This window comes from Streptomyces sp. ITFR-21, assembly GCF_031844685.1.
Taxonomy (GTDB): domain Bacteria; phylum Actinomycetota; class Actinomycetes; order Streptomycetales; family Streptomycetaceae; genus Actinacidiphila.
The window spans coordinates 698,250-716,468 of sequence record NZ_CP134605.1 but is presented as its reverse complement, the minus strand read 5'-3'; the positions used below and the strand labels follow the sequence as shown (position 1 = coordinate 716,468).

17 protein-coding genes are annotated in these 18,219 nt (G+C 74.3%); 16 read left to right on the top strand and 1 reads right to left on the bottom strand.

Annotated features, from left to right (window positions below; genetic code table 11):
• The first annotated feature begins 5 nt into the window (after nucleotides 1–5).
• From gmk to RLT57_RS03100, 5 genes are all read left to right on the top strand, one after another.
• Nucleotides 6–629, top strand: coding sequence for a guanylate kinase (gmk, locus tag RLT57_RS03120; protein WP_311295828.1), 624 nt, complete (start codon nucleotides 6–8; stop codon nucleotides 627–629).
• A gap of 90 nt (nucleotides 630–719) precedes the next feature.
• Nucleotides 720–995, top strand: a complete 276-nt coding sequence (gene rpoZ, locus RLT57_RS03115) for a DNA-directed RNA polymerase subunit omega (protein WP_311295827.1) — start codon at nucleotides 720–722, stop codon at nucleotides 993–995.
• 117 nt (nucleotides 996–1,112) lie between these two features.
• Complete coding sequence (gene coaBC, locus RLT57_RS03110; RefSeq protein ID WP_311295826.1) at nucleotides 1,113–2,342, top strand: bifunctional phosphopantothenoylcysteine decarboxylase/phosphopantothenate--cysteine ligase CoaBC; 1,230 nt, start codon at nucleotides 1,113–1,115, stop codon at nucleotides 2,340–2,342.
• 202 nt (nucleotides 2,343–2,544) lie between these two features.
• A complete protein-coding gene (gene metK / locus RLT57_RS03105; protein ID WP_311295825.1) occupies nucleotides 2,545–3,759 on the top strand; it encodes a methionine adenosyltransferase in 1,215 nt (404 codons plus the stop codon).
• A 105-nt stretch (nucleotides 3,760–3,864) separates the two neighbouring features.
• Nucleotides 3,865–6,009, top strand: a complete 2,145-nt coding sequence (locus RLT57_RS03100) for a primosomal protein N' (protein WP_311295824.1) — start codon at nucleotides 3,865–3,867, stop codon at nucleotides 6,007–6,009.
• Nucleotides 6,010–6,326: 317 nt separating this feature from the next.
• Here RLT57_RS03100 and RLT57_RS03095 read toward each other — a convergent pair whose 3' ends face one another.
• Entirely contained in the window at nucleotides 6,327–6,821 is a 495-nt protein-coding gene (locus RLT57_RS03095; protein ID WP_311295823.1) for a hypothetical protein, read from the bottom strand.
• Nucleotides 6,822–7,078: 257 nt separating this feature from the next.
• Between RLT57_RS03095 and def the strand changes: the two genes are divergently transcribed.
• The 11 genes from def (at nucleotide 7,079) to RLT57_RS03040 (ending at nucleotide 17,993) form a co-directional block, all read left to right on the top strand.
• Complete coding sequence (def, locus tag RLT57_RS03090) at nucleotides 7,079–7,624, top strand: peptide deformylase (RefSeq protein ID WP_311295822.1); 546 nt, start codon at nucleotides 7,079–7,081, stop codon at nucleotides 7,622–7,624.
• A gap of 130 nt (nucleotides 7,625–7,754) precedes the next feature.
• Nucleotides 7,755–8,678 carry a methionyl-tRNA formyltransferase gene (gene fmt, locus RLT57_RS03085; protein ID WP_311295821.1) on the top strand — a complete coding sequence of 308 codons (924 nt, stop codon included), beginning with the start codon at nucleotides 7,755–7,757 and terminating at the stop codon, nucleotides 8,676–8,678.
• A gap of 296 nt (nucleotides 8,679–8,974) precedes the next feature.
• Nucleotides 8,975–9,610, top strand: a complete 636-nt coding sequence (locus tag RLT57_RS03080) for a hypothetical protein (RefSeq protein ID WP_311295820.1) — start codon at nucleotides 8,975–8,977, stop codon at nucleotides 9,608–9,610.
• Nucleotides 9,611–10,003: 393 nt separating this feature from the next.
• Nucleotides 10,004–10,381, top strand: a complete 378-nt coding sequence (locus RLT57_RS03075; RefSeq protein ID WP_311295819.1) for an ATP-binding protein — start codon at nucleotides 10,004–10,006, stop codon at nucleotides 10,379–10,381.
• A gap of 394 nt (nucleotides 10,382–10,775) precedes the next feature.
• Nucleotides 10,776–12,221, top strand: a complete 1,446-nt coding sequence (locus RLT57_RS03070) for an RsmB/NOP family class I SAM-dependent RNA methyltransferase (RefSeq protein WP_311295818.1) — start codon at nucleotides 10,776–10,778, stop codon at nucleotides 12,219–12,221.
• Between the two features lie 261 nt (nucleotides 12,222–12,482).
• Nucleotides 12,483–13,148, top strand: coding sequence for a ribulose-phosphate 3-epimerase (gene rpe / locus RLT57_RS03065; RefSeq protein ID WP_311295817.1), 666 nt, complete (start codon nucleotides 12,483–12,485; stop codon nucleotides 13,146–13,148).
• 171 nt (nucleotides 13,149–13,319) lie between these two features.
• On the top strand, nucleotides 13,320–14,333 hold the full coding sequence (locus tag RLT57_RS03060) for a sugar-binding transcriptional regulator (RefSeq protein ID WP_311295816.1): 1,014 nt from the start codon (nucleotides 13,320–13,322) through the stop codon (nucleotides 14,331–14,333).
• Nucleotides 14,334–14,402: 69 nt separating this feature from the next.
• Entirely contained in the window at nucleotides 14,403–14,729 is a 327-nt protein-coding gene (locus RLT57_RS03055) for a barstar family protein (protein ID WP_311295815.1), read from the top strand.
• Between the two features lie 317 nt (nucleotides 14,730–15,046).
• On the top strand, nucleotides 15,047–16,486 hold the full coding sequence (locus RLT57_RS03050; protein WP_311295814.1) for a GuaB1 family IMP dehydrogenase-related protein: 1,440 nt from the start codon (nucleotides 15,047–15,049) through the stop codon (nucleotides 16,484–16,486).
• 2 nt (nucleotides 16,487–16,488) lie between these two features.
• Nucleotides 16,489–16,944 carry an Lrp/AsnC family transcriptional regulator gene (locus RLT57_RS03045; RefSeq protein WP_311295813.1) on the top strand — a complete coding sequence of 152 codons (456 nt, stop codon included), beginning with the start codon at nucleotides 16,489–16,491 and terminating at the stop codon, nucleotides 16,942–16,944.
• Between the two features lie 155 nt (nucleotides 16,945–17,099).
• Nucleotides 17,100–17,993 carry a PRC and DUF2382 domain-containing protein gene (locus tag RLT57_RS03040; RefSeq protein ID WP_311295812.1) on the top strand — a complete coding sequence of 298 codons (894 nt, stop codon included), beginning with the start codon at nucleotides 17,100–17,102 and terminating at the stop codon, nucleotides 17,991–17,993.
• The last annotated feature ends 226 nt before the right edge of the window (nucleotides 17,994–18,219 follow it).

The window sequence follows — 18,219 nt, the reverse complement described above, 5'->3', positions numbered from 1 at the left end:
GCTCCATGAGTCCTGCAGTCTCCCGGGGGGCGGCCCGCCCCCTCGCTTCGCAGGGGGTCACTCCGGCCCCCCCGGTCAGACACCCGCGGCTGACCGTGCTCTCCGGCCCCTCCGGGGTCGGCAAGAGCACGGTCGTCGCCCACCTGCGCGCGGCACACCCCGAGGTCTGGCTCTCGGTCTCCGCCACCACCCGCACTCCGCGGCCCGGCGAACAGCACGGAGTCCACTACTTCTTCGTCGACGGCGACGAGTTCGACAAACTCGTCGCCAACGGCGAACTCCTGGAGTGGGCCGAGTTCGCCGGCAACCGCTACGGGACCCCGCGCGGAGCCGTACTGGACAAGCTCGCGGCGGGCGAGCCGGTGCTGCTGGAGATCGACCTCCAGGGCGCCCGGCTCGTCCGGCAGTCCATGCCCGAGGCGCAGCTGGTCTTCCTCGCCCCGCCCAGCTGGGACGAACTGGTCCGCCGGCTGACCGGCCGCGGCACCGAGACGGCCGAGGTGATCGGAGAGCGGCTGGCCGTCGCGCGGGTCGAACTCGCCGCCGAAGCGGAGTTCGACGTGACGCTTGTCAACACCTCCGTCGAGGACGTAGCACGCGAGCTGCTAGCCTTGATGGGGATTGCATGATCCATTCGGGCCGGACGGGGTCCGAGTGGTCCACCCGGATCCGTCCGGCACACCGCGATCTTCTGTCATCCACAAGTAGGGGTAGGTAGCGTGTCCTCTTCCATCACCACACCCGAGGGCATCATCAACCCGCCGATTGATGAGCTGCTCGAAGCGACCGACTCCAAGTACAGCCTGGTGATCTACGCCGCCAAGCGCGCACGGCAGATCAACGCGTACTACTCCCAGCTCGGCGAGGGCCTGCTGGAGTACGTCGGGCCGCTGGTGGACACCCACGTCCACGAGAAGCCGCTCTCCATCGCGCTGCGCGAGATCAACGCCGGCCTGCTGACCTCCGAGGCCGTCGAGGCACCGCCCACCAACTGAGGCGTACGCCACACCACGGGCCCGGCGGGAGCGACCGCCGGGCCCGTGGTGTGTCATGGGGTGAGCGCGCGGGGCGACGGTCGTCGACCCCGGCGGGACGGGACGGCGGGAGAGACGATGAGCGGAAGCGACGGCGCGGACACCCGGAGCGGGCCGCGGGTGGTACTCGGCGTCAGCGGCGGCATCGCCGCGTACAAGGCGTGCGAGCTGCTGCGGCGGTTCACCGAGTCCGGACACGACGTCCGGGTGGTGCCCACCGACGCGGCGCTGCACTTCGTCGGGGAGGCCACCTGGGCCGCGCTGTCCGGCCACCCGGTCGCCACCCGGGTCTGGGACGACGCGCACCAGGTGCCGCACGTGCGGATCGGCCGCGGCGCCGACCTCGTGGTGGTCGCCCCCGCCACCGCCGACACCCTGGCCAGGGCCGCCCACGGCCTCGCCGACGACCTGCTCACCAACACCCTGCTCACCGCCGGCTGCCCGGTCGTCTACGCCCCCGCCATGCACACCGAGATGTGGGAGCACCCCGCCACCCAGGACAACGTGGCCACCCTGCGCCGCCGCGGCGCCGTCGTCATCGAACCCGCCGTCGGCCGGCTCACCGGCGCCGACACCGGCAAGGGCCGGCTGCCCGAACCGGCCGAGATCTACGAGGTCTGCCGGCGGGTGCTCGCCCGCGGCCAGGACCTGCCGGACCTCGCCGGACGCCACGTGGTGATCAGCGCCGGCGGCACCCGCGAGCCGCTCGACCCGGTCCGCTACCTCGGCAACCGCTCCTCGGGCAAGCAGGGCTACGCGCTGGCCCGTACCGCCGTGGCCCGCGGCGCCCGCGTCACCCTGCTCGCCGCCAACACCGGCCTGCCCGACCCGGCCGGCGCCGACGTGACGGCGGTGGGCACCGCGGAGCAGCTCCGCGAGGCCGTGCTCAAGGCCGCCGCCGACGCCGACGTGGTGGTGATGGCCGCGGCCGTCGCCGACTTCCGACCCGCCGCCTACGCCACCGGCAAGATCAAGAAGAAGGACGGCGAGGAGCCGGCACCGCTCGCGCTGGTGCGCAATCCGGACATTCTCGCCGAGCTGTCGGCCGGCCGGCCGCGCCCCGGACAGCTGGTGGTCGGCTTCGCCGCCGAGACCGACGACGTCCTCGCCAACGGCCGCGCCAAACTCGCCCGCAAGGGCTGCGACCTGCTGGTGGTCAACGAGGTCGGGGAGCTCAAGGCGTTCGGCACCGAGGAGAACGAGGCGGTGGTCCTGGGCGCCGACGGCAGCGAGACCCCGGTCCCACGGGGGCCGAAGGATGCGCTCGCCGACCGGGTGTGGGATCTGGTGGTCACCCGGCTGGCCTGAATCAGGTACACGCCCTGTGCGTACTTTGCCGTCCGCTCCGCGCGGGACCTGGACACGGTGGCGCAGGTCATGGCATATCCAAAGGACGAGATGCCGGGTCCGCCGGGCGTCACGGAGGATAAACTGACCGCGGAGGCCGGGCGCAGCCCCGCGCCGTCCACCAAGATTTCAGCCAGCAGCCGCTGCAACCCCAGGGAGCGATGTGTCCCGCCGCCTGTTCACCTCGGAGTCCGTGACCGAAGGTCACCCCGACAAGATCGCTGACCAGATCAGCGACACGATTCTCGACGCGCTCCTCACCGCCGACCCGCACTCGCGGGTCGCCGTCGAGACGCTGATCACCACCGGCCAGGTGCATATCGCGGGCGAGGTGACGACGACCGCGTACGCGGACATCGCCACCCTGGTACGCAACAAGATCCTGGACATCGGCTACGACTCCAGCAAGAAGGGCTTCGACGGGGCCTCCTGCGGTGTCTCGGTGTCGATAGGAGCCCAGTCGCCCGACATCGCCCAGGGCGTCGACACCGCCTACGAGAAGCGCGCGGGCACCGTCTCCGACGACGACGAGCTGAACCGGCAGGGCGCCGGCGACCAGGGCCTGATGTTCGGCTACGCCTCCGACGAGACGCCCGAGCTGATGCCGCTGCCGATCACGCTCGCCCACCGGCTGTCCAAGCGCCTCACCGAGGTCCGCAAGAACGGCCAGATCCCGTACCTGCGCCCGGACGGCAAGACCCAGGTCACCATCGAGTACGACGGAGACAAGGCGGTCCGGCTGGACACCGTGGTGGTGTCCTCGCAGCACGCCTCCGACATCGACCTGGAGTCGCTGCTCACCCCCGACATCCGCGAGTTCGTGGTCGAGGTCGAGCTGAAGGCGCTGCTGGAGGACGGCATCAAGCTCGACACCGAGGGCTACCGGCTGCTGGTCAACCCGACCGGGCGGTTCGAGATCGGCGGCCCGATGGGTGACGCGGGACTGACCGGCCGCAAGATCATCATCGACACCTACGGCGGCATGGCCCGCCACGGCGGCGGCGCCTTCTCCGGCAAGGACCCCTCCAAGGTCGACCGGTCCGCCGCCTACGCCATGCGCTGGGTCGCCAAGAACGTGGTCGCGGCCGGCCTCGCCACCCGCTGCGAGGTCCAGGTCGCCTACGCCATCGGCAAGGCCGAGCCGGTCGGCCTGTTCGTGGAGACCTTCGGCACCGCCAACGTGGACGTGGAAAGGATCGAGCAGGCCATCGGCCAGGTCTTCGACCTGCGTCCGGCGGCCATCATCCGCGACCTCGACCTGCTGCGCCCGATCTACGCCCAGACCGCCGCCTACGGCCACTTCGGCCGTGAGCTGCCGGACTTCACCTGGGAGCGCACCGACCGGGTGGAGGCGCTGCGCGCCGCCGCCGGCCTGTAGCCCGCCCTGCCCCGCGCCGCACACCTCGGCCCGGCCCCCCGCCAGGGAGGCCGGGCCGAGGCGCGCGCGGCGGCCGGTGTCCGAGCCGTCTGGTAGGACATGAGGATGAGCGGCGAGAACGGGCAGGACCGGCGGCCCCCCGGGCAGGAGGCGGCGGGGGGCGAACAGCTCGCGCTCATCCGGGAGACCGTCCGCAGAACCCGCGCCAAGCCCCGAACCTGGCGCGGCGCCGCCCTCGCCGAGCGCCTGCCGGTGGCCCGGGTCCTGGTCGACAAGGGCCTGCTGCACCTGGACCAGTTCTTCGACTACGCGGTACCCGCCGCCATGGACGAGCAGGCCCGGCCCGGCGTACGGGTCAGGGTCCGCTTCGGGGCCCGGGTGGTCGGCGGACGCAGGGAAGGCGGCACCCTGCACGACGGCTTCGTCGTCGAACGCCGCGCCGACAGCGACTACCGGGGCCCGCTCGCCCCGCTCGCCCAAGTGCTGTCCGACGAGCCGGTGCTCACCCCGCCGCTGCTGGCACTGTGCCGCCGCGTTGCCGACCGGTACGCCGGAGCGCTCGCCGACGTCGTACAGCTCGCCGTGCCCCCCCGGATGGCCCGCGCCGAGAAGGAGCCGTCGCCCGTCCCGCCGTCCGACCCGCCGCCGCCGGACCCCGGCAGCTGGACCCGGTACGCCGCCGGCCCCGCCTACCTCCAGGCGCTGGCCCGCGGCGACACCCCCCGAGCGGTATGGCTCGCGCTGCCCGGACCGCACTGGCCGCGCGAACTCGCGGTGGCCCTCGCCACGACCCTGGCCGGCGGGCGCGGCGCCCTGGCCGTACTGCCCGACGGGCGGTCCGCCGCCCGGGTGGACACCGCCCTCACCGAGCTGATCGGCCCCGGACACCACGTGATGCTGACCGCCGACGCCGGACCGGAGGAGCGCTACCGGCGCTGGCTCGCGGTCAGCCGCGGCACGGTCCGGGCGGTGGTCGGCACCCGCGCCGCGATGTTCGCGCCCGTCGCCGACCTCGGGCTCGTCGCCCTGTGGGACGACGGCGACTCCAACCACAGCGAGCCGCACGCGCCGCAGCCGCACGCCCGCGACGTGACCTTGCTGCGCGCCCGCGAGGAGCGCACCGCCTACCTGCTCGGCGGCATCACCGGCACTGTGGAGGGTGCCCAACTGGTCGAGAGCGGCTGGGCGCTGCCGCTGGCCGCGAGCCGCGACGAGGTCCGCGCCGCCGCGCCGCTGATCCGCACCATCGGCGACGCCGACCAGGCCCGGGACGAGGCCGCAAGAGCGGCCCGGCTGCCCTCGCTCGCCTGGCAGGTCACCCGGGATGCGCTCGCCCGCGGCCCGGTCCTGGTCCAGGTGCCCCGCCGCGGCTACGTGCCCAGGCTCGCCTGCGACCACTGCCGGGCGGCGGCCCGCTGCGCCGCCTGCGCCGGCCCGCTGGAACTGCGGGACCGCCAGGGCACCCCGCACTGCGGCTGGTGCGGCCGGCCCGCCGCGGACTGGCACTGCCCCGAGTGCGGCGGCTTCCGGCTGCGCGCCCAGGTGGTCGGCGCCCGGCGCACCGCGGAGGAACTGGGCCGGGCCTTCCCCCGGGTGCCGGTCCGCACCTCCGGACGCGACACCGTGCTCGCCACCGTCGGGACCGCTCCGGCGCTGGTCATCGCCACCCCCGGCGCGGAACCGGTGGCCGACGAGGGGTACGCGGCGGCGCTGCTGCTCGACGGCTGGGCGCTGCTCAACCGGCCGGACCTGCGGGCCGGGGAGGAGGCGCTGCGCCGCTGGGCGCTGGCCGCGGCGCTGGTGCGGCCGGCCGCGGACGGCGGCACGGTCGTGGTGGTCGCCGAGGCCTCGCTGCGCCCGGTGCAGGCGCTCGTCCGATGGGACCCGGCCGGCCACGCGGTTCGGGAACTGGCCGAGCGGACCGAACTGAGGTTCCCGCCGGTGGCGCGGATGGCCTCGGTCACCGGCTCGCCGGCGGCGCTGGCGGAGTTCGTGGACCAGGTACGGCTGCCGGCCGGCACGGACCAGCTCGGCCCGGTGCCGCTGGCCGTGCCCCCGGCGGGCACGCGCGGACGGGCCGGTGCCCTGTCCCCGCCCCCCGGCGAGCAGTGGGAGCGGCTGCTGCTGCGGGTGCCGCCGGGCGCCGGCGCGGCGCTGGCCGCCGCCCTCAAGGAGGCACAGGTCCAGCGGGCCGCCCGGGGCGCCGCCGAACCGACGTTCGTCCGGATGGACCCGCCGGACATCGGCTGACCGACGGCCGCGCCGGGGGCTCGGGCGGCCCGGTGTGTGGCCGGCGTGCCGGGTGCCCGGCGCCCCGGTGACGGCGTGGTCCGGTGTCCCCGGCGCCGCGTGCCCCGGGCGCACACGGTGACCGCGTACCCCGGACGTGCCGCGTGCCCCGGGCGCTCCTGCCGCTGAGCTGCCGCTGAGCCACTGCCGAGCTGCCGCCGAGCTGTCCGAGCTGTCGCCGGGGTCGGGACAGCGGGACCCCGGAGGCGCGGGAAACCGCGCCCCCGGCCGTGGCGACACCGCGCACCGCCCCCGAGCGGGGGTCGCGCGCCGGTCGGTCAGCCGTTGCGGGGGCCGGGGAGCGAGGCGCCGGACGCGGGCAGCGTCTCCTCCCGGGGGACGCCCAGCGGCAGCGACGGCATGGAGCGCGCGGCGGGCACGGTGGCCCCGTTGTGGGCCGTGTGCTCGTCGGCGGAGGCGCTCTCGGGACGGCGGCCCCCGTAACGCCGGTGCACCGCCTGCTTGGTGACCCCGAGCGCGGAGCCCACCGCGTCCCAGGAGAAGCCGAGCGAGCGGTCGAACTCCACCGCCGCCGCCACCAGCGTCTCCACGCTGTCGCGCAGCTCCTGGGCGAGCCGCACGGTGGGCGCGGGCGCCCGGCCGTAGACGACGAATCCGGCGGTGGGGCCGCCCCGGCGCGGCCGGTACACATTGCCCAGCTGTGCGGTCAGGGTCCGCAGCGCGTCCACCTGGCGGCGGACCCTTTCGATGTCCCGCACCAGAAGGTGCAGGCTTGCCCGTGCCTGGGCGTCAGGAGTTGCGTGGTCGGGCATCAACAAGCCTCTCCAACCGGCGGTAACAAGGAGGCGGGCCGCGCGGGGGCAGGCCACGCATCGACCCGTTTTCGGTCAAACTCTCCTGATCAACGCGTCACCGCCCCAAGGAGTCACGCAACTCGGGGCGCGGCCCGCCGGGTGGGGGGCGCGCGACAGGCGCGCGCACTCCGCCGCGGACGCTCTAGAATTGACGTCCGCGTATCGGGCGCGAGCCCGTGCCCGGCCGTGACCCGCATCCCCCAGGAGAGCTACGCGTGCCCGTCAAGCCCATCCGCCTGTTCGGCGACCCGGTGCTGCGCTTGACGGCGCAGCCCGTCACCACCTTCGACCTGGAACTGCGCAACCTGGTCCGGGACCTGACCGAGACCATGCAGGCCGCACCCGGTGCCGGGCTGGCCGCCCCGCAACTGGGCGTGTCCCTGCGGGTGTTCACCTACTTCGTGGAAGGGGAGCTGGGCCATCTGATCAACCCGGACCTCACCCTCAGCGAGGAGGAGCAGGACGGACCCGAGGGCTGCCTGTCGCTGCCCGGCCTGACGTACGACTGCAAGCGGGCGTTCGGCGTCGTCGCCAAAGGCTTCAACATGTACGGCGACCCCATCACGATCGAGGGCACCGAGCGGCTCGCCCGCTGCATCCAGCACGAGACCGACCACCTGGACGGCATCATCTTCATCGACCGGCTCGACGCGGAGCGGCGCAAGGACGCGCTGCGGGCGATCCGGGAGGCGGAGTGGGCCGGGGAGCAGGCGCCGCGGGTGAAGATCTCACCGCACGACACCTTCGGCCGCGGCCTGTGACGCGGGGCCCGCGCGGTCCGCGGGCCCGTCCGCGCCGACCGGCACCCGGCCGGCCGGCCCGCCGCCCGTCGGTCCCGTATCACCGCCACGCACCACCACGTACCGCCCACCGAGAGGCACACCCCGCACGATGAGGCTCGTCTTCGCCGGTACCCCCGAGACCGCCCTGCCCGCCCTGGACGCCCTGCTCGCCTCCGACCGGCACGAGGTCGTCGCCGTCGTGACCCGGCCCGACGCGACCGCCGGCCGCGGCCGCAAGCTGCTGGCCAGCCCGGTCGCCGAGCGTGCCGCCGAGGCCGGCATCGAGGTGCTCAAGCCGGCCAGGCCCCGGGAGGAGGGCTTCCTGGCCCGGCTGCGGGAGATCGCCCCCGACTGCTGCCCGGTGGTGGCCTACGGGGCGCTGCTGCCCAAGGCCGCGCTGGAGGTGCCGGTACACGGCTGGGTCAACCTGCACTTCTCGCTGCTGCCGGCGTGGCGCGGCGCCGCGCCCGTCCAGTACGCGGTGATGGCCGGGGACGAGGTGACCGGCGCGTCCACGTTCCTGATCGAGCAGGGCCTCGACTCCGGCCCGGTGTACGGGGTGATCACCGAGGAGATCCGCCCCACCGACACCAGCGGCGACCTGCTGGACCGGCTCGCGCACAGCGGCGCCCGGCTGCTCGCCGCCACCATGGACGGCATCGAGTCCGGCGATCTGGTGCCCCGGCCGCAGCCGGCCGACGGCGTCACCCTCGCCCCGAAGCTCACCGTGGAGGACGCGGCCGTCGACTGGACGGCCCCCGCGCTCCGGGTCGACCGGCTGATCCGCGGCTGCACCCCCGCGCCCGGCGCGTGGACCGTGGCGGCCGGCGAACGCCTCAAGCTGGGCCCGGTCGCCCTCGCCCCCGACCGCACCGACCTCGCCCCCGGCGAGGTCGCCGTCACCAAGAACGCGGTCCACGTCGGCACCGGCAGCCACGCGGTCCGCCTCGGCCACGTCCAGCCCCAGGGCAAGCGCCCCATGCCCGCCCCCGACTGGTCCCGCGGCACCCGCCCCCCCTCCCAGCTGGGCTGATCCACTGGGGCATACACGCTCACCAGCTGGCAGGGTCCCGGTCGCGCAACTCGACGACTGCACCGGGCGGGAGAGTTCCTGCCTGGGCCGCTCCTTCCTCACCACGTTCGCGGACAGCGCCCTTCCGGTCATCGCACCGGGCAGCGTCCAGCCCCGCACAGGTGACCTGCCGGCCATCAAGGGAGGTTGAATACAGGCCGACGTGCTCGTCCGGCGCCTCCGCGGGTATGAACGCACGGGGACCTGGGCATTTCTCCTCCGCCGGTATGCCAAGCGCACATTACGGGAGGGCGTGCATGCGGCAATTGCGGTTTTCCTGGCGGGAGATCACCGGGAAATGTCAGCCGGCCTGCAAACACTGCTACGCGGATTCTCGCGGCGCTGCACATTTCGGCCTCGAAGTGTCCGGTCAGCCCGTCTTGGGCTGGCGCGATCGTTCCATCGCGGCGTCCGCCGACGGGCCGCGCGGTCGCTGCTGGCTGCGAGTGGTCTGCGAAGAGCTCGGGTGGGCTCAAGGGGACCACGCCTTAACCGGCAACGCCGACGCGGACGCCCTCGACACGTTGCCCAAGCCCCGCCTGCCCGGGATGTACGAGTGGACCGAGGGCGAATGGCGGCGGCAGCGCGCCGAAGTCATGACCCCGTTGCCCAGATCACCGTGCCCGGCCACCGACGCGGCACCCGGCCCTCTTGATCTGGACGACGGGTGGTGGCAAAAGCTCAGATCGGCCCTTCAGCAACTGGCCGGTACACCAACCAGGCGCGTCAGCGTCGACCAGGAAAGAGTCGACCTCCGCGTACACGCCGCTTTCAGTGGGGGAGGAGCCACGGTCTCGATTCGCCGGTGGGAAACCGTCCACGGAGACCTGCGCTGGGCCGATATCTCCGATCCGCTCGGTATCGTGAACTCCGTTCAAGATCGACCTTACTAACGACACGGCGTTCGTGACGACGCAGCCGGTGACCGGGCTTCATGCGGCGGGCGGGGCACGCGCTGCGTGCTCGGGCCGCATGTCGTACGCCGCGGTGCCTGCCTGCGGGGCCCCGGCGGTGGTGACGGGGCCCCGTGTAGTTGGCCGGGAGCTACCGCTGCACCAGGTGGCGCGAGAGGGGCCGTAGGGGACGGGGGCGGCCTGCTCGTTCACTCCCGCTTTCGGAAGCCTCTCGAAGGGCCGGTGTGGCGGTGAGCGCCGTGCGGCGGCCGGGTGGGGAGGCCGTGTGGGTGTGTGGTGTTCGCCCAGACGCTGGGGATGCTGCCGGTGTCGGAGCTTTCGGTGACGGGAAATCGGGGTGGGTATGTGCGGGTGGCGCGGGAGGCGCGGTCGGTGGGCAGGGCGCGTGGGTTTGTGGTGGGGGTGCTGGCGGGTTGGGGGTTGTCGGGGCTGGCGGATGATGTCCGGCTGGTGGTGGGTGAGTTGGTCACCAACGCGCTGATGCATGCGGCTTCTCCGGCGTACGCGGGTATCCGGGTGTGGGTCCTGCGGGTGGCGGGCGGGGTGCGGGTCGAGGTGCACGACGCGAACGCGGACAAGCCGGAGTGGCACGAGTTCGGGCGGGGCCCGGTCGTGGTGGACGCGCTGACCGGCGGCAACTGGGGTGTGCACACGCCGCGGTCCGGCAAGTCCGTATGGGCCGTGCTCAGCGGCGATGCCTCCGAGGTGCGGCAGCAGCGGCCCACGCGGACGGCGGCCCCGTCGGGCTGACGCGCGTACGCGCGTGGGAAGTCATGAACGGCCCTGCCCGGACGGGGGACTTCGGGTCCCCCGTCGAACGCGACCGCGGACCGGATACTGCCGGAGGTGCCGAAAGTGTCCACCCGCTGCGTACGGGGGCGGCCCGATCCCCGCGCCCCGGGGAAGGGGCGTCCCGCGCACAGGGTTCCCACCGGCCGGACACGGATCGGCCCGCACGGCCGTCCGCGCCTCATGCCCAGCGGACGCGGCGCCCCGCCCCGCGGCCGCGGCCACGCCCCCCGGCCGCCGGCCGGGGGCTGCGGCCACGCCCCCCGGCCGCCGGCCGGGACCGGTGCCGGGCCGGAGGCCGTTACGCTGGGCGGTGACCCACGGACCGCAACAGAAAAAGCGGAGCACCTTTCACGTGACCGAGGCACCCACCCGCCGCCCGCAGGGCAGACCGCACCGCCGGCCGCAGCGCGACCCTGTCAGGATCCTCGCGTTCGAGGCGCTGCGCGCCGTTCAGGAGCGGGACGCGTACGCCAACCTCGTCCTGCCGGGCCTGCTGCGGGCCGCCGCGGCAGACGCGGTCAAGAAGGGGCGGACGTTCGACCGGCGGGACGCCGCGCTCGCCACTGAACTCGTCTACGGGACGCTGCGCCGCCAGGGCACGTACGACGCGGTGATCGCCGCCTGCGTGGACCGGCCGCTGCGCGAGGTGGACCCGCCCGTGCTCGACGTGCTCGCGCTCGGCGCGCACCAGCTGCTCGGCACCCGCATCCCCCCGCACGCCGCGGTCTCGGCGAGCGTGGAACTGGCCCGTGCGGTGCTGGGCGACGGCCGGGCCCGGTTCGTCAACGCGGTGCTGCGCAAGGTCGCCGCGCACGACCTGGACGGCTGGCTGGAACAGGTCGCGCCGCCCTACGACGAGGACCCCGAGGACCACCTCGCGGTCGTCCACTCGCACCCGCGCTGGGTGGTCGCCGCGCTGTGGGACGCGCTCGGCGGCGGCCGGGCCGGCATCGAGGACCTGCTGGCCGCGGACAACGAGCGGCCGGAGGTGACGCTGGTGGCCAGGCCCGGCCGGTCCACCCCGGAGCAGATCGCCGCCTCGCTGCCCGCCGGGTCGACCGAGCCGGGCCGCTGGTCGCCGTACGCCCTGCGGCTCGCGGAAGGCGGTGACCCGGCCGCCGTGGAGGCGGTGCGGGACGGCCTGGCCGGGGTGCAGGACGAGGGCAGCCAACTGGTGGCCGCCGCGCTGGCCGCGGCCCCGCTGGAGGGCCCCGACGCCCGCTGGCTCGACGGCTGCGCCGGCCCCGGCGGCAAGGCGGCGCTGCTGGCCGCGCTCGCCGCCCGCCGGGGCGCACTGCTGGTCGCCGCCGAGAAGCAGCCGCACCGGGCCCGGCTGGTGAGCCGCGCGCTGGCCGGCAACCCCGGCCCGTACCAGGTCGTCGTGGCCGACGGCACCCGCCCGGTCTGGGCGCCCGGCTCCTTCGACCGGGTGCTGGTCGACGTGCCCTGCACCGGCCTCGGCGCGCTCCGCCGCCGCCCCGAAGCGCGCTGGCGGCGGCGCGCCGAGGACGTGGCCGGTTTCGGCGGGCTCCAGCGCGACCTGCTCGCGCAGGCGCTGCGGGCGGTCCGGGTGGGCGGCGTGGTCGGCTACGTCACCTGCTCCCCGCACCTGGCCGAGACCCGCGCGGTCGTCGACGACACCCTGCGCGGCGGCCACGCCCCCGCCGCCGAACCGGTCGACGCCCGCCCGCTGCTCCCGGGCGTCCCGGCCCTCGGCGACGGCCCGGACATCCAGCTGTGGCCGCACGTGCACGGCACCGACGCGATGTACCTGGCCCTGCTGCGCCGCACGGGCTGACCGCGGCACACCTGTGGGTCCGCGCCACACATGATCCGGACCTCCAGGACGGAGGAGCGGGGAGGCGCGACCGCCGGTACCAGCCGTGCGCGCGGACCACGGGTTGCAGGACACGGGCAGACCGCGGCCCCTTTTCCTCGGCCTCCGGTGCAGCGTCCTGACGCGCAGTCCGGACAGGTCGGACAGGCGGCCCTGCCGCCCCCCGCCCCCGGCGCTGGCGGGCGGTTCACTCCCCGGGCCGCAATCTGGTTTGCTGACGGTATGACCGTGCAGATCAGTCCCAGCATCCTGTCCGCCGACTTCGCCCGGCTCGCCGAGGAGGCGCGGGCGGTGGAGGGAGCCGACTGGCTCCACGTCGACGTGATGGACAACCACTTCGTGCCCAACCTCACGCTGGGCGTCCCCGTCGTCGAGGCGCTGGCCAAGGCGACCGGCATCCCGCTCGACTGCCATCTGATGATCGAGCAGCCGGACCGCTGGGCGCCCGCGTACGTGGAGGCCGGCGCCGGGTCGGTCACCTTCCACGCGGAGGCCGCCGCCGCCCCGGTCCGCCTCGCCCGGGAGATCCGCGCCAAGGGCGCCAGAGCGGCCATGGCGCTCAAGCCGGGCACACCGGTCGAGCCCTACGAGGACCTGCTGCCCGAACTCGACATGCTGCTGATCATGACGGTGGAGCCCGGCTTCGGCGGACAGGCGTTCCTGGACATCATGCTGCCCAAGATCCGCCGTACCCGGGCGCTGATCGACCGCCACGGGCTCCAGATGTGGCTCCAGGTCGACGGCGGGGTGTCGGCGGAGACCATCGAGCGGTGCGCGGCGGCGGGCGCCGACGTGTTCGTCGCCGGGTCGGCCGTCTACGGCAGCGACGACCCCGCGGCGGCGGTACGCTCCCTGCGCGATCAGGCCGCCGCGGCCTGCGCCCACTGAGCCGCCCCCGGGCCGGCGGCCCGTCGGGGAACACCCCGCGACGGGCCCGCGACGGGCCCGCGAACGGCCCGGATACAGGTCCGGTACGGGCGGAAGCTACGCGCCCGTAACTCCGGGGATCTGGGAGGATGAGCGCTGAGCGGATCAGATGGGCGACCGGGGAGAGGCGACGTGAGCACAGGCCGCGCACAGCTGCGTATGGGACCTGGCGAGATGGTCCAGGCGGCGGCGATGGCACGTCGCTTCTACCTGGAGGGCAAGTCGAAGATCCAGATCGCCGAGGAGTTCGGGGTCAGCCGCTTCAAGGTGGCCCGGGTGCTGGAGACCGCCCTCGAACGCGATCTGGTGCGGATCGAGATCCGGGTCCCCGCCGAGCTCGACGCCGAACGCTCCGACGCCCTGCGCGCGCACTACGGACTGCGGCACGCCGTGGTGGTGGAGACCCCGGCCGACCAGGCCGACGCCCCCGACCCGGAGAACCTGGGCGCGGTCGCCGCCGACCTGCTCGGCGAACTGGTGAGCGACGGCGATGTGCTGGGACTGGCCTGGGGCCGTTCCATCATCACCATGGCCAACGCGCTGGACCGGCTGGCGCCCTGCACGGTGGTGCAGCTCACGGGGGTGTACGACGTCGGCACCGCCGAGCGCGGCTCGGTGGAGGCGGTACGCACCGCCGCCGCGGTCTCCGGCGGCGAGGCGCACCCGCTGTACGCGCCGATGGTGCTGGCCGACCCGGCGACCGCCGCCGCGCTGCGCGCCCAGAGCCAGATCGCCGCCGCCATGGGCTACTTCGACAAGGTGACCGTCGCGGTGGTGTCCGTCGGCTCCTGGGAGGCCGGCATCTCCACCGTGCACGACGTGCTCACCGACGCCGAGCGGGAGCACTACGCGGGACTGGGCGTCGCCGCCGAGATGTCCTCGCACCTGTTCGACGCCCAGGGCCGCCGGGTCGGCCGCGATCTGGGCGAGCGGTGCATCACCATCGAGGCGGACCGGCTGCGGCGGATCCCCGAGGTCCTGGCCATCGCCGGCGGTATGCGCAAGGCCGCCGCCATCGACGCGGTGCTGCGCTCGGGGCTGGTCACCAGCCTGGTGACCGACATCGCCGCCGCCGACCACCTGCTGCACACCACCCGGCCGCCCACCCGCCCCGCGCTGGACCGCGCCGACCCGGACGGGTCCTGACGCCGGACTTCAGGTGACCGCGGGGCGCGCTGCCGCCGCCGCGCCGAGCGGCTGTGACAGCATCGGCGCATGCTCGTGCTCGACCTGGCCGGTGTCGGCGACCGGCAGTCCTTCATGGACCGCTGCAGTGCCGACCTGCACCTCCCCGACTGGTTCGGCCGCAACTGGGACGCCCTCGCGGACTGTCTCACCGACCTGTCGTGGTGGCCCCCCGAGACCGGCCACCGGCAGTTGCGGCTGCGCAACTGGGAGAACTACGCGTCCTCGATGCCCCGCGAATGGCGGATCGTCAAGGAGGTGCTGCGGGACGCCGAGATCTTCTGGCGCGACACCGACACCGAGCTGTCCGTGGTCCTGGAGGGCGGCGAGGAGGGCGTCTCGGGCTCCCCGGGCTGACGGCGGCCCGGCCGGCGGCCGGTGGCGGGGCCGGCCCCGCCACCGGACACGGGGTCGGCGGGACCACGGGGCCACGAAGCCGGGGCCACGAAGCCGGGGCCGGGGAGCCGGGGGAGCTCGGCACCGGCGGCTCCGTCGGCGGAAGCCACAGCGCGCGGCGCCGCCCGCTCAGCGGAAGACACAGACATCGCCGGGCCCTCCCCGTGAGCGGCCGGCATCAGGAATGATGGGACGAGGAGCCGCAGCCTGGTCCGGTGCCGGCCCAGTCCTGACTCCCCGCCCGCCGCCATGTCAGCACCGCAGGTGAGAGAGTCGGTATGCGCTTCCTCAATGACGTTCAGCCCGCGTACGACCTGACGTACGACGACGTGTTCATGGTGCCCCGCCACAGCGCGGTCGGGTCCCGCCAAGGCGTGGACCTGCGTTCCCCCGACGGGACCGGCACCACCATCCCGCTGGTCGTGGCCAACATGACCGCCATCGCCGGCCGCCGGATGGCCGAGACGGTGGCCCGCCGCGGCGGCCTCGTCGTCATCCCGCAGGACATCCCGATCGACGTCATCAGCGACGTGATCGGCTGGATCAAGCAGCGCCACCTGGTGCTGGACACCCCGATCACGCTGGCGCCCGCCCAGACCGTCGCCGACGCGCTGTCCCTGCTGCCCAAGCGGGCGCACGGCGCCGGTGTGGTGGTGGACGACGGGCGGCCGGTCGGGGTGGTCACCGAGTCCGACCTCACCGGCGTGGACCGGTTCACCCAGCTGTCCGAGGTGATGTCCAAGGACCTGCTGCTGCTCGACGCGGACATCGACCCGCGGGACGCCTTCAACCGGCTGGAGGACGCCCACCGCAGGCTCGCCCCCGCGGTGGACGCCGACGGGCGGCTGGCCGGCATCCTGACCAGGACCGGCGCCCTGCGCGCCACTTTGTACGAGCCCGCCGTGGACGCCCGCGGGCGGCTGCGGATCGCCGCCGCCGTCGGTATCAACGGCGATGTCGCGGGCAAGGCCAAGCAGCTGCTGGACGCCGGGGTGGACACCCTGGTGGTGGACACCGCGCACGGCCACCAGGAGTCCATGCTGAACGCGGTCCGCGCCGTCCGCGGCCTGGACCCGCAGGTGCCGCTGGTGGCCGGCAACGTGGTGGCCGCCGAGGGCGTCCGGGACCTGGTCGAGGCCGGCGCGGACATCGTGAAGGTCGGCGTCGGCCCCGGCGCGATGTGCACCACCCGCATGATGACCGGCGTCGGCCGCCCGCAGTTCTCCGCGGTGCTGGAGTGCGCCGCCGAGGCGCGCCGGCACGGCAAGCACGTCTGGGCGGACGGCGGGGTACGGCATCCGCGCGACGTGGCGATGGCGCTGGCGGCGGGCGCGTCCAACGTGATGATCGGTTCCTGGTTCGCCGGTACGTACGAGTCGCCCGGCGATCTCCAGCAGGCGGCCGACGGCCGGCTCTACAAGGAGTCCTTCGGCATGGCCTCGGCCCGCGCGGTGCGCAACCGCACCAGTGAGGAGTCGGCGTACGACCGCGCCCGCAAGGCGCTCTTCCAGGAGGGCATCTCCACCTCGCGGATGTTCCTGGACCCGGCCAGGCCCGGGGTGGAGGACCTGATCGACTCGATCGTCGCCGGGGTGCGCAGCTCCTGCACCTACGCGGGCGCCGCCACGCTGGCGGAGTTCGCCGAGCGGGCGGTGGTCGGGGTGCAGAGCGCCGCCGGCTACGCCGAGGGCCAGCCGCTGCACGTCAGCTGGCAGTAGCCGTGCCGCTGAACGAGCTCGACGAGCGCATCGTGCACGCGCTGGCCGCCGACGCCCGCCGCTCGTACGCGGACATCGGTGCCGAGGTGGGCCTGTCCGCGCCCGCCGTCAAGCGCCGGGTGGACCGGCTGCTGGCGGCCGGCGCGATCACCGGCTTCACGGTGCGGGTCGACCCGGCGGCGCTCGGCTGGCAGACCGAGGCCCTGGTGGAGCTGTACTGCCGGCACAACACCTCCCCCTCGGACATCCGCCGGGGCCTGGCCCGCTACCCCGAGGTGGCGTCGGCGTCCACCGTGACCGGGGAGGCGGACGCGGTGGTGCAGGTCTTCGCGGCCGACGTGCGGCATTTCGAGCAGGTGCTGGAGCGGATCGCCGGGGAGCCGTTCGTCACCCGGACGAAGTCCGTGCTGGTGCTGTCACCGCTGCTGCGGCGGTACGGGGCGGGCGCGCCGGACTGACCGGGCGGGGGCGGGCAAGCGGGGCGCGGACCGGCGGGACGTGCGCCATCAGGCAGGTAATGTCTGATTCACGGCTATTTGCGGGTTTTGTTTGTCCTGCTGGGGTTAGTCGCAACCTTGGGGCCAGATGGGTCCCGGCAGCCCGAGGAGGCGACATGATCACGCGCGACCAGATATCCCAGGTCGTGGGCCATCCGGTTCATGACTCTCAGGGAAAGAAGATCGGCGACGCCAAGCACATGTATCTGGACGACCGCACCGGCGAGCCGGAGTGGGTCACTGTCAAGACCGGCTTCTTCGGCAACAACGAGACATTCGTGCCGACGCGTTCCGCCCGGATGACCGAGGACCACCTCGAAATCCCGTACGACAAGGACCAGGTCAAGGGAGCGCCGAACGTCGACGTCGACTCGGGCGGACACCTCTCGGTCGAGGAGGAGCGGCACCTGTACCGCTACTACGGCCTGGAGGCCCGCGGCGGCGCGGCGGACGACGGCGAGGCGGCGGCCACCGGCGCGGCGGGCCGGCAGAGCGCTCCGCGGGCCGGGACGACCGGCGGCGAGGCGGGCACCGGGGCCGCGGGCTACGCGGCCGGGCGCACCGGCCCGGCCGAGCGGGCCGCCGGCATCGAGGACGACGCCATGACCCGCTCGGAGGAGGAGATGCACGTCGAGGTCGAGCGGCGCGCCGCCGGCCGGGCCCGGCTGCACAAGTTCGTCGAGGTCGAGGAGGTCGAGGAGACCATCCCGATCCGGCACGAGGAGGTTCGGCTCGAACGCGAGCCGATCACCGAGGCCAACCGCGGCGCGGCGCTGTCCGGCGCCGAGATCGCCGAGTCCGAGCACGAGGTGGTCCTGCACGAGGACCAGCCGGTCATCGACACCCGGGTGGTCCCGAAGGAGCGGGTCCGGATGCGCGTCGAGGAGCACACCGAGCAGAAGAAGGTGCACGGCCGGGTCCGCAAGGAGCGGATCGAGACCGACCTCAGCTCCGACGCGGACACCGACCCCGCCTCCGGCCAGGGCCGCGACGACCCCCGCTTCCGCTGAGGCCGACCGGCCGCGGCGGCAGTACCGGCAGTACCCCGGCCACGGCCGGCCCGCTGACAGCGGGCCGGCCGTGGCCGTCCCGTGCCCACCCCGCCGCCGCCTGCCGGGCTTGCCGAGCGCGCCCCTTTTGCCACCACATCGGGCACCCCGCGCAACGAATCGCCGCGGTCGGCCCCGAAGACGCAACGAATCGACCGCCTGGCCGCAATGATCGCGTCTTGCCGCC

What these genes read in the sequence shown, in the direction of transcription:
- gmk (WP_311295828.1), top strand. Translation starts at nt 6, where the DNA reads ATGAGTCCTGCAGTCTCCCGGGGGGCGGCCCGCCCCCTCGCTTCGCAG.
- coaBC (WP_311295826.1), top strand. Translation starts at nt 1,113, where the DNA reads ATGAGCGGAAGCGACGGCGCGGACACCCGGAGCGGGCCGCGGGTGGTA.
- RLT57_RS03100 (WP_311295824.1), top strand. Translation starts at nt 3,865, where the DNA reads ATGAGCGGCGAGAACGGGCAGGACCGGCGGCCCCCCGGGCAGGAGGCG.
- RLT57_RS03095 (WP_311295823.1), bottom strand. Translation starts at nt 6,821, where the DNA reads ATGCCCGACCACGCAACTCCTGACGCCCAGGCACGGGCAAGCCTGCAC.
- fmt (WP_311295821.1), top strand. Translation starts at nt 7,755, where the DNA reads ATGAGGCTCGTCTTCGCCGGTACCCCCGAGACCGCCCTGCCCGCCCTG.
- RLT57_RS03080 (WP_311295820.1), top strand. Translation starts at nt 8,975, where the DNA reads ATGCGGCAATTGCGGTTTTCCTGGCGGGAGATCACCGGGAAATGTCAG.
- rpe (WP_311295817.1), top strand. Translation starts at nt 12,483, where the DNA reads ATGACCGTGCAGATCAGTCCCAGCATCCTGTCCGCCGACTTCGCCCGG.
- RLT57_RS03055 (WP_311295815.1), top strand. Translation starts at nt 14,403, where the DNA reads ATGCTCGTGCTCGACCTGGCCGGTGTCGGCGACCGGCAGTCCTTCATG.
- RLT57_RS03050 (WP_311295814.1), top strand. Translation starts at nt 15,047, where the DNA reads ATGCGCTTCCTCAATGACGTTCAGCCCGCGTACGACCTGACGTACGAC.
- RLT57_RS03040 (WP_311295812.1), top strand. Translation starts at nt 17,100, where the DNA reads ATGATCACGCGCGACCAGATATCCCAGGTCGTGGGCCATCCGGTTCAT.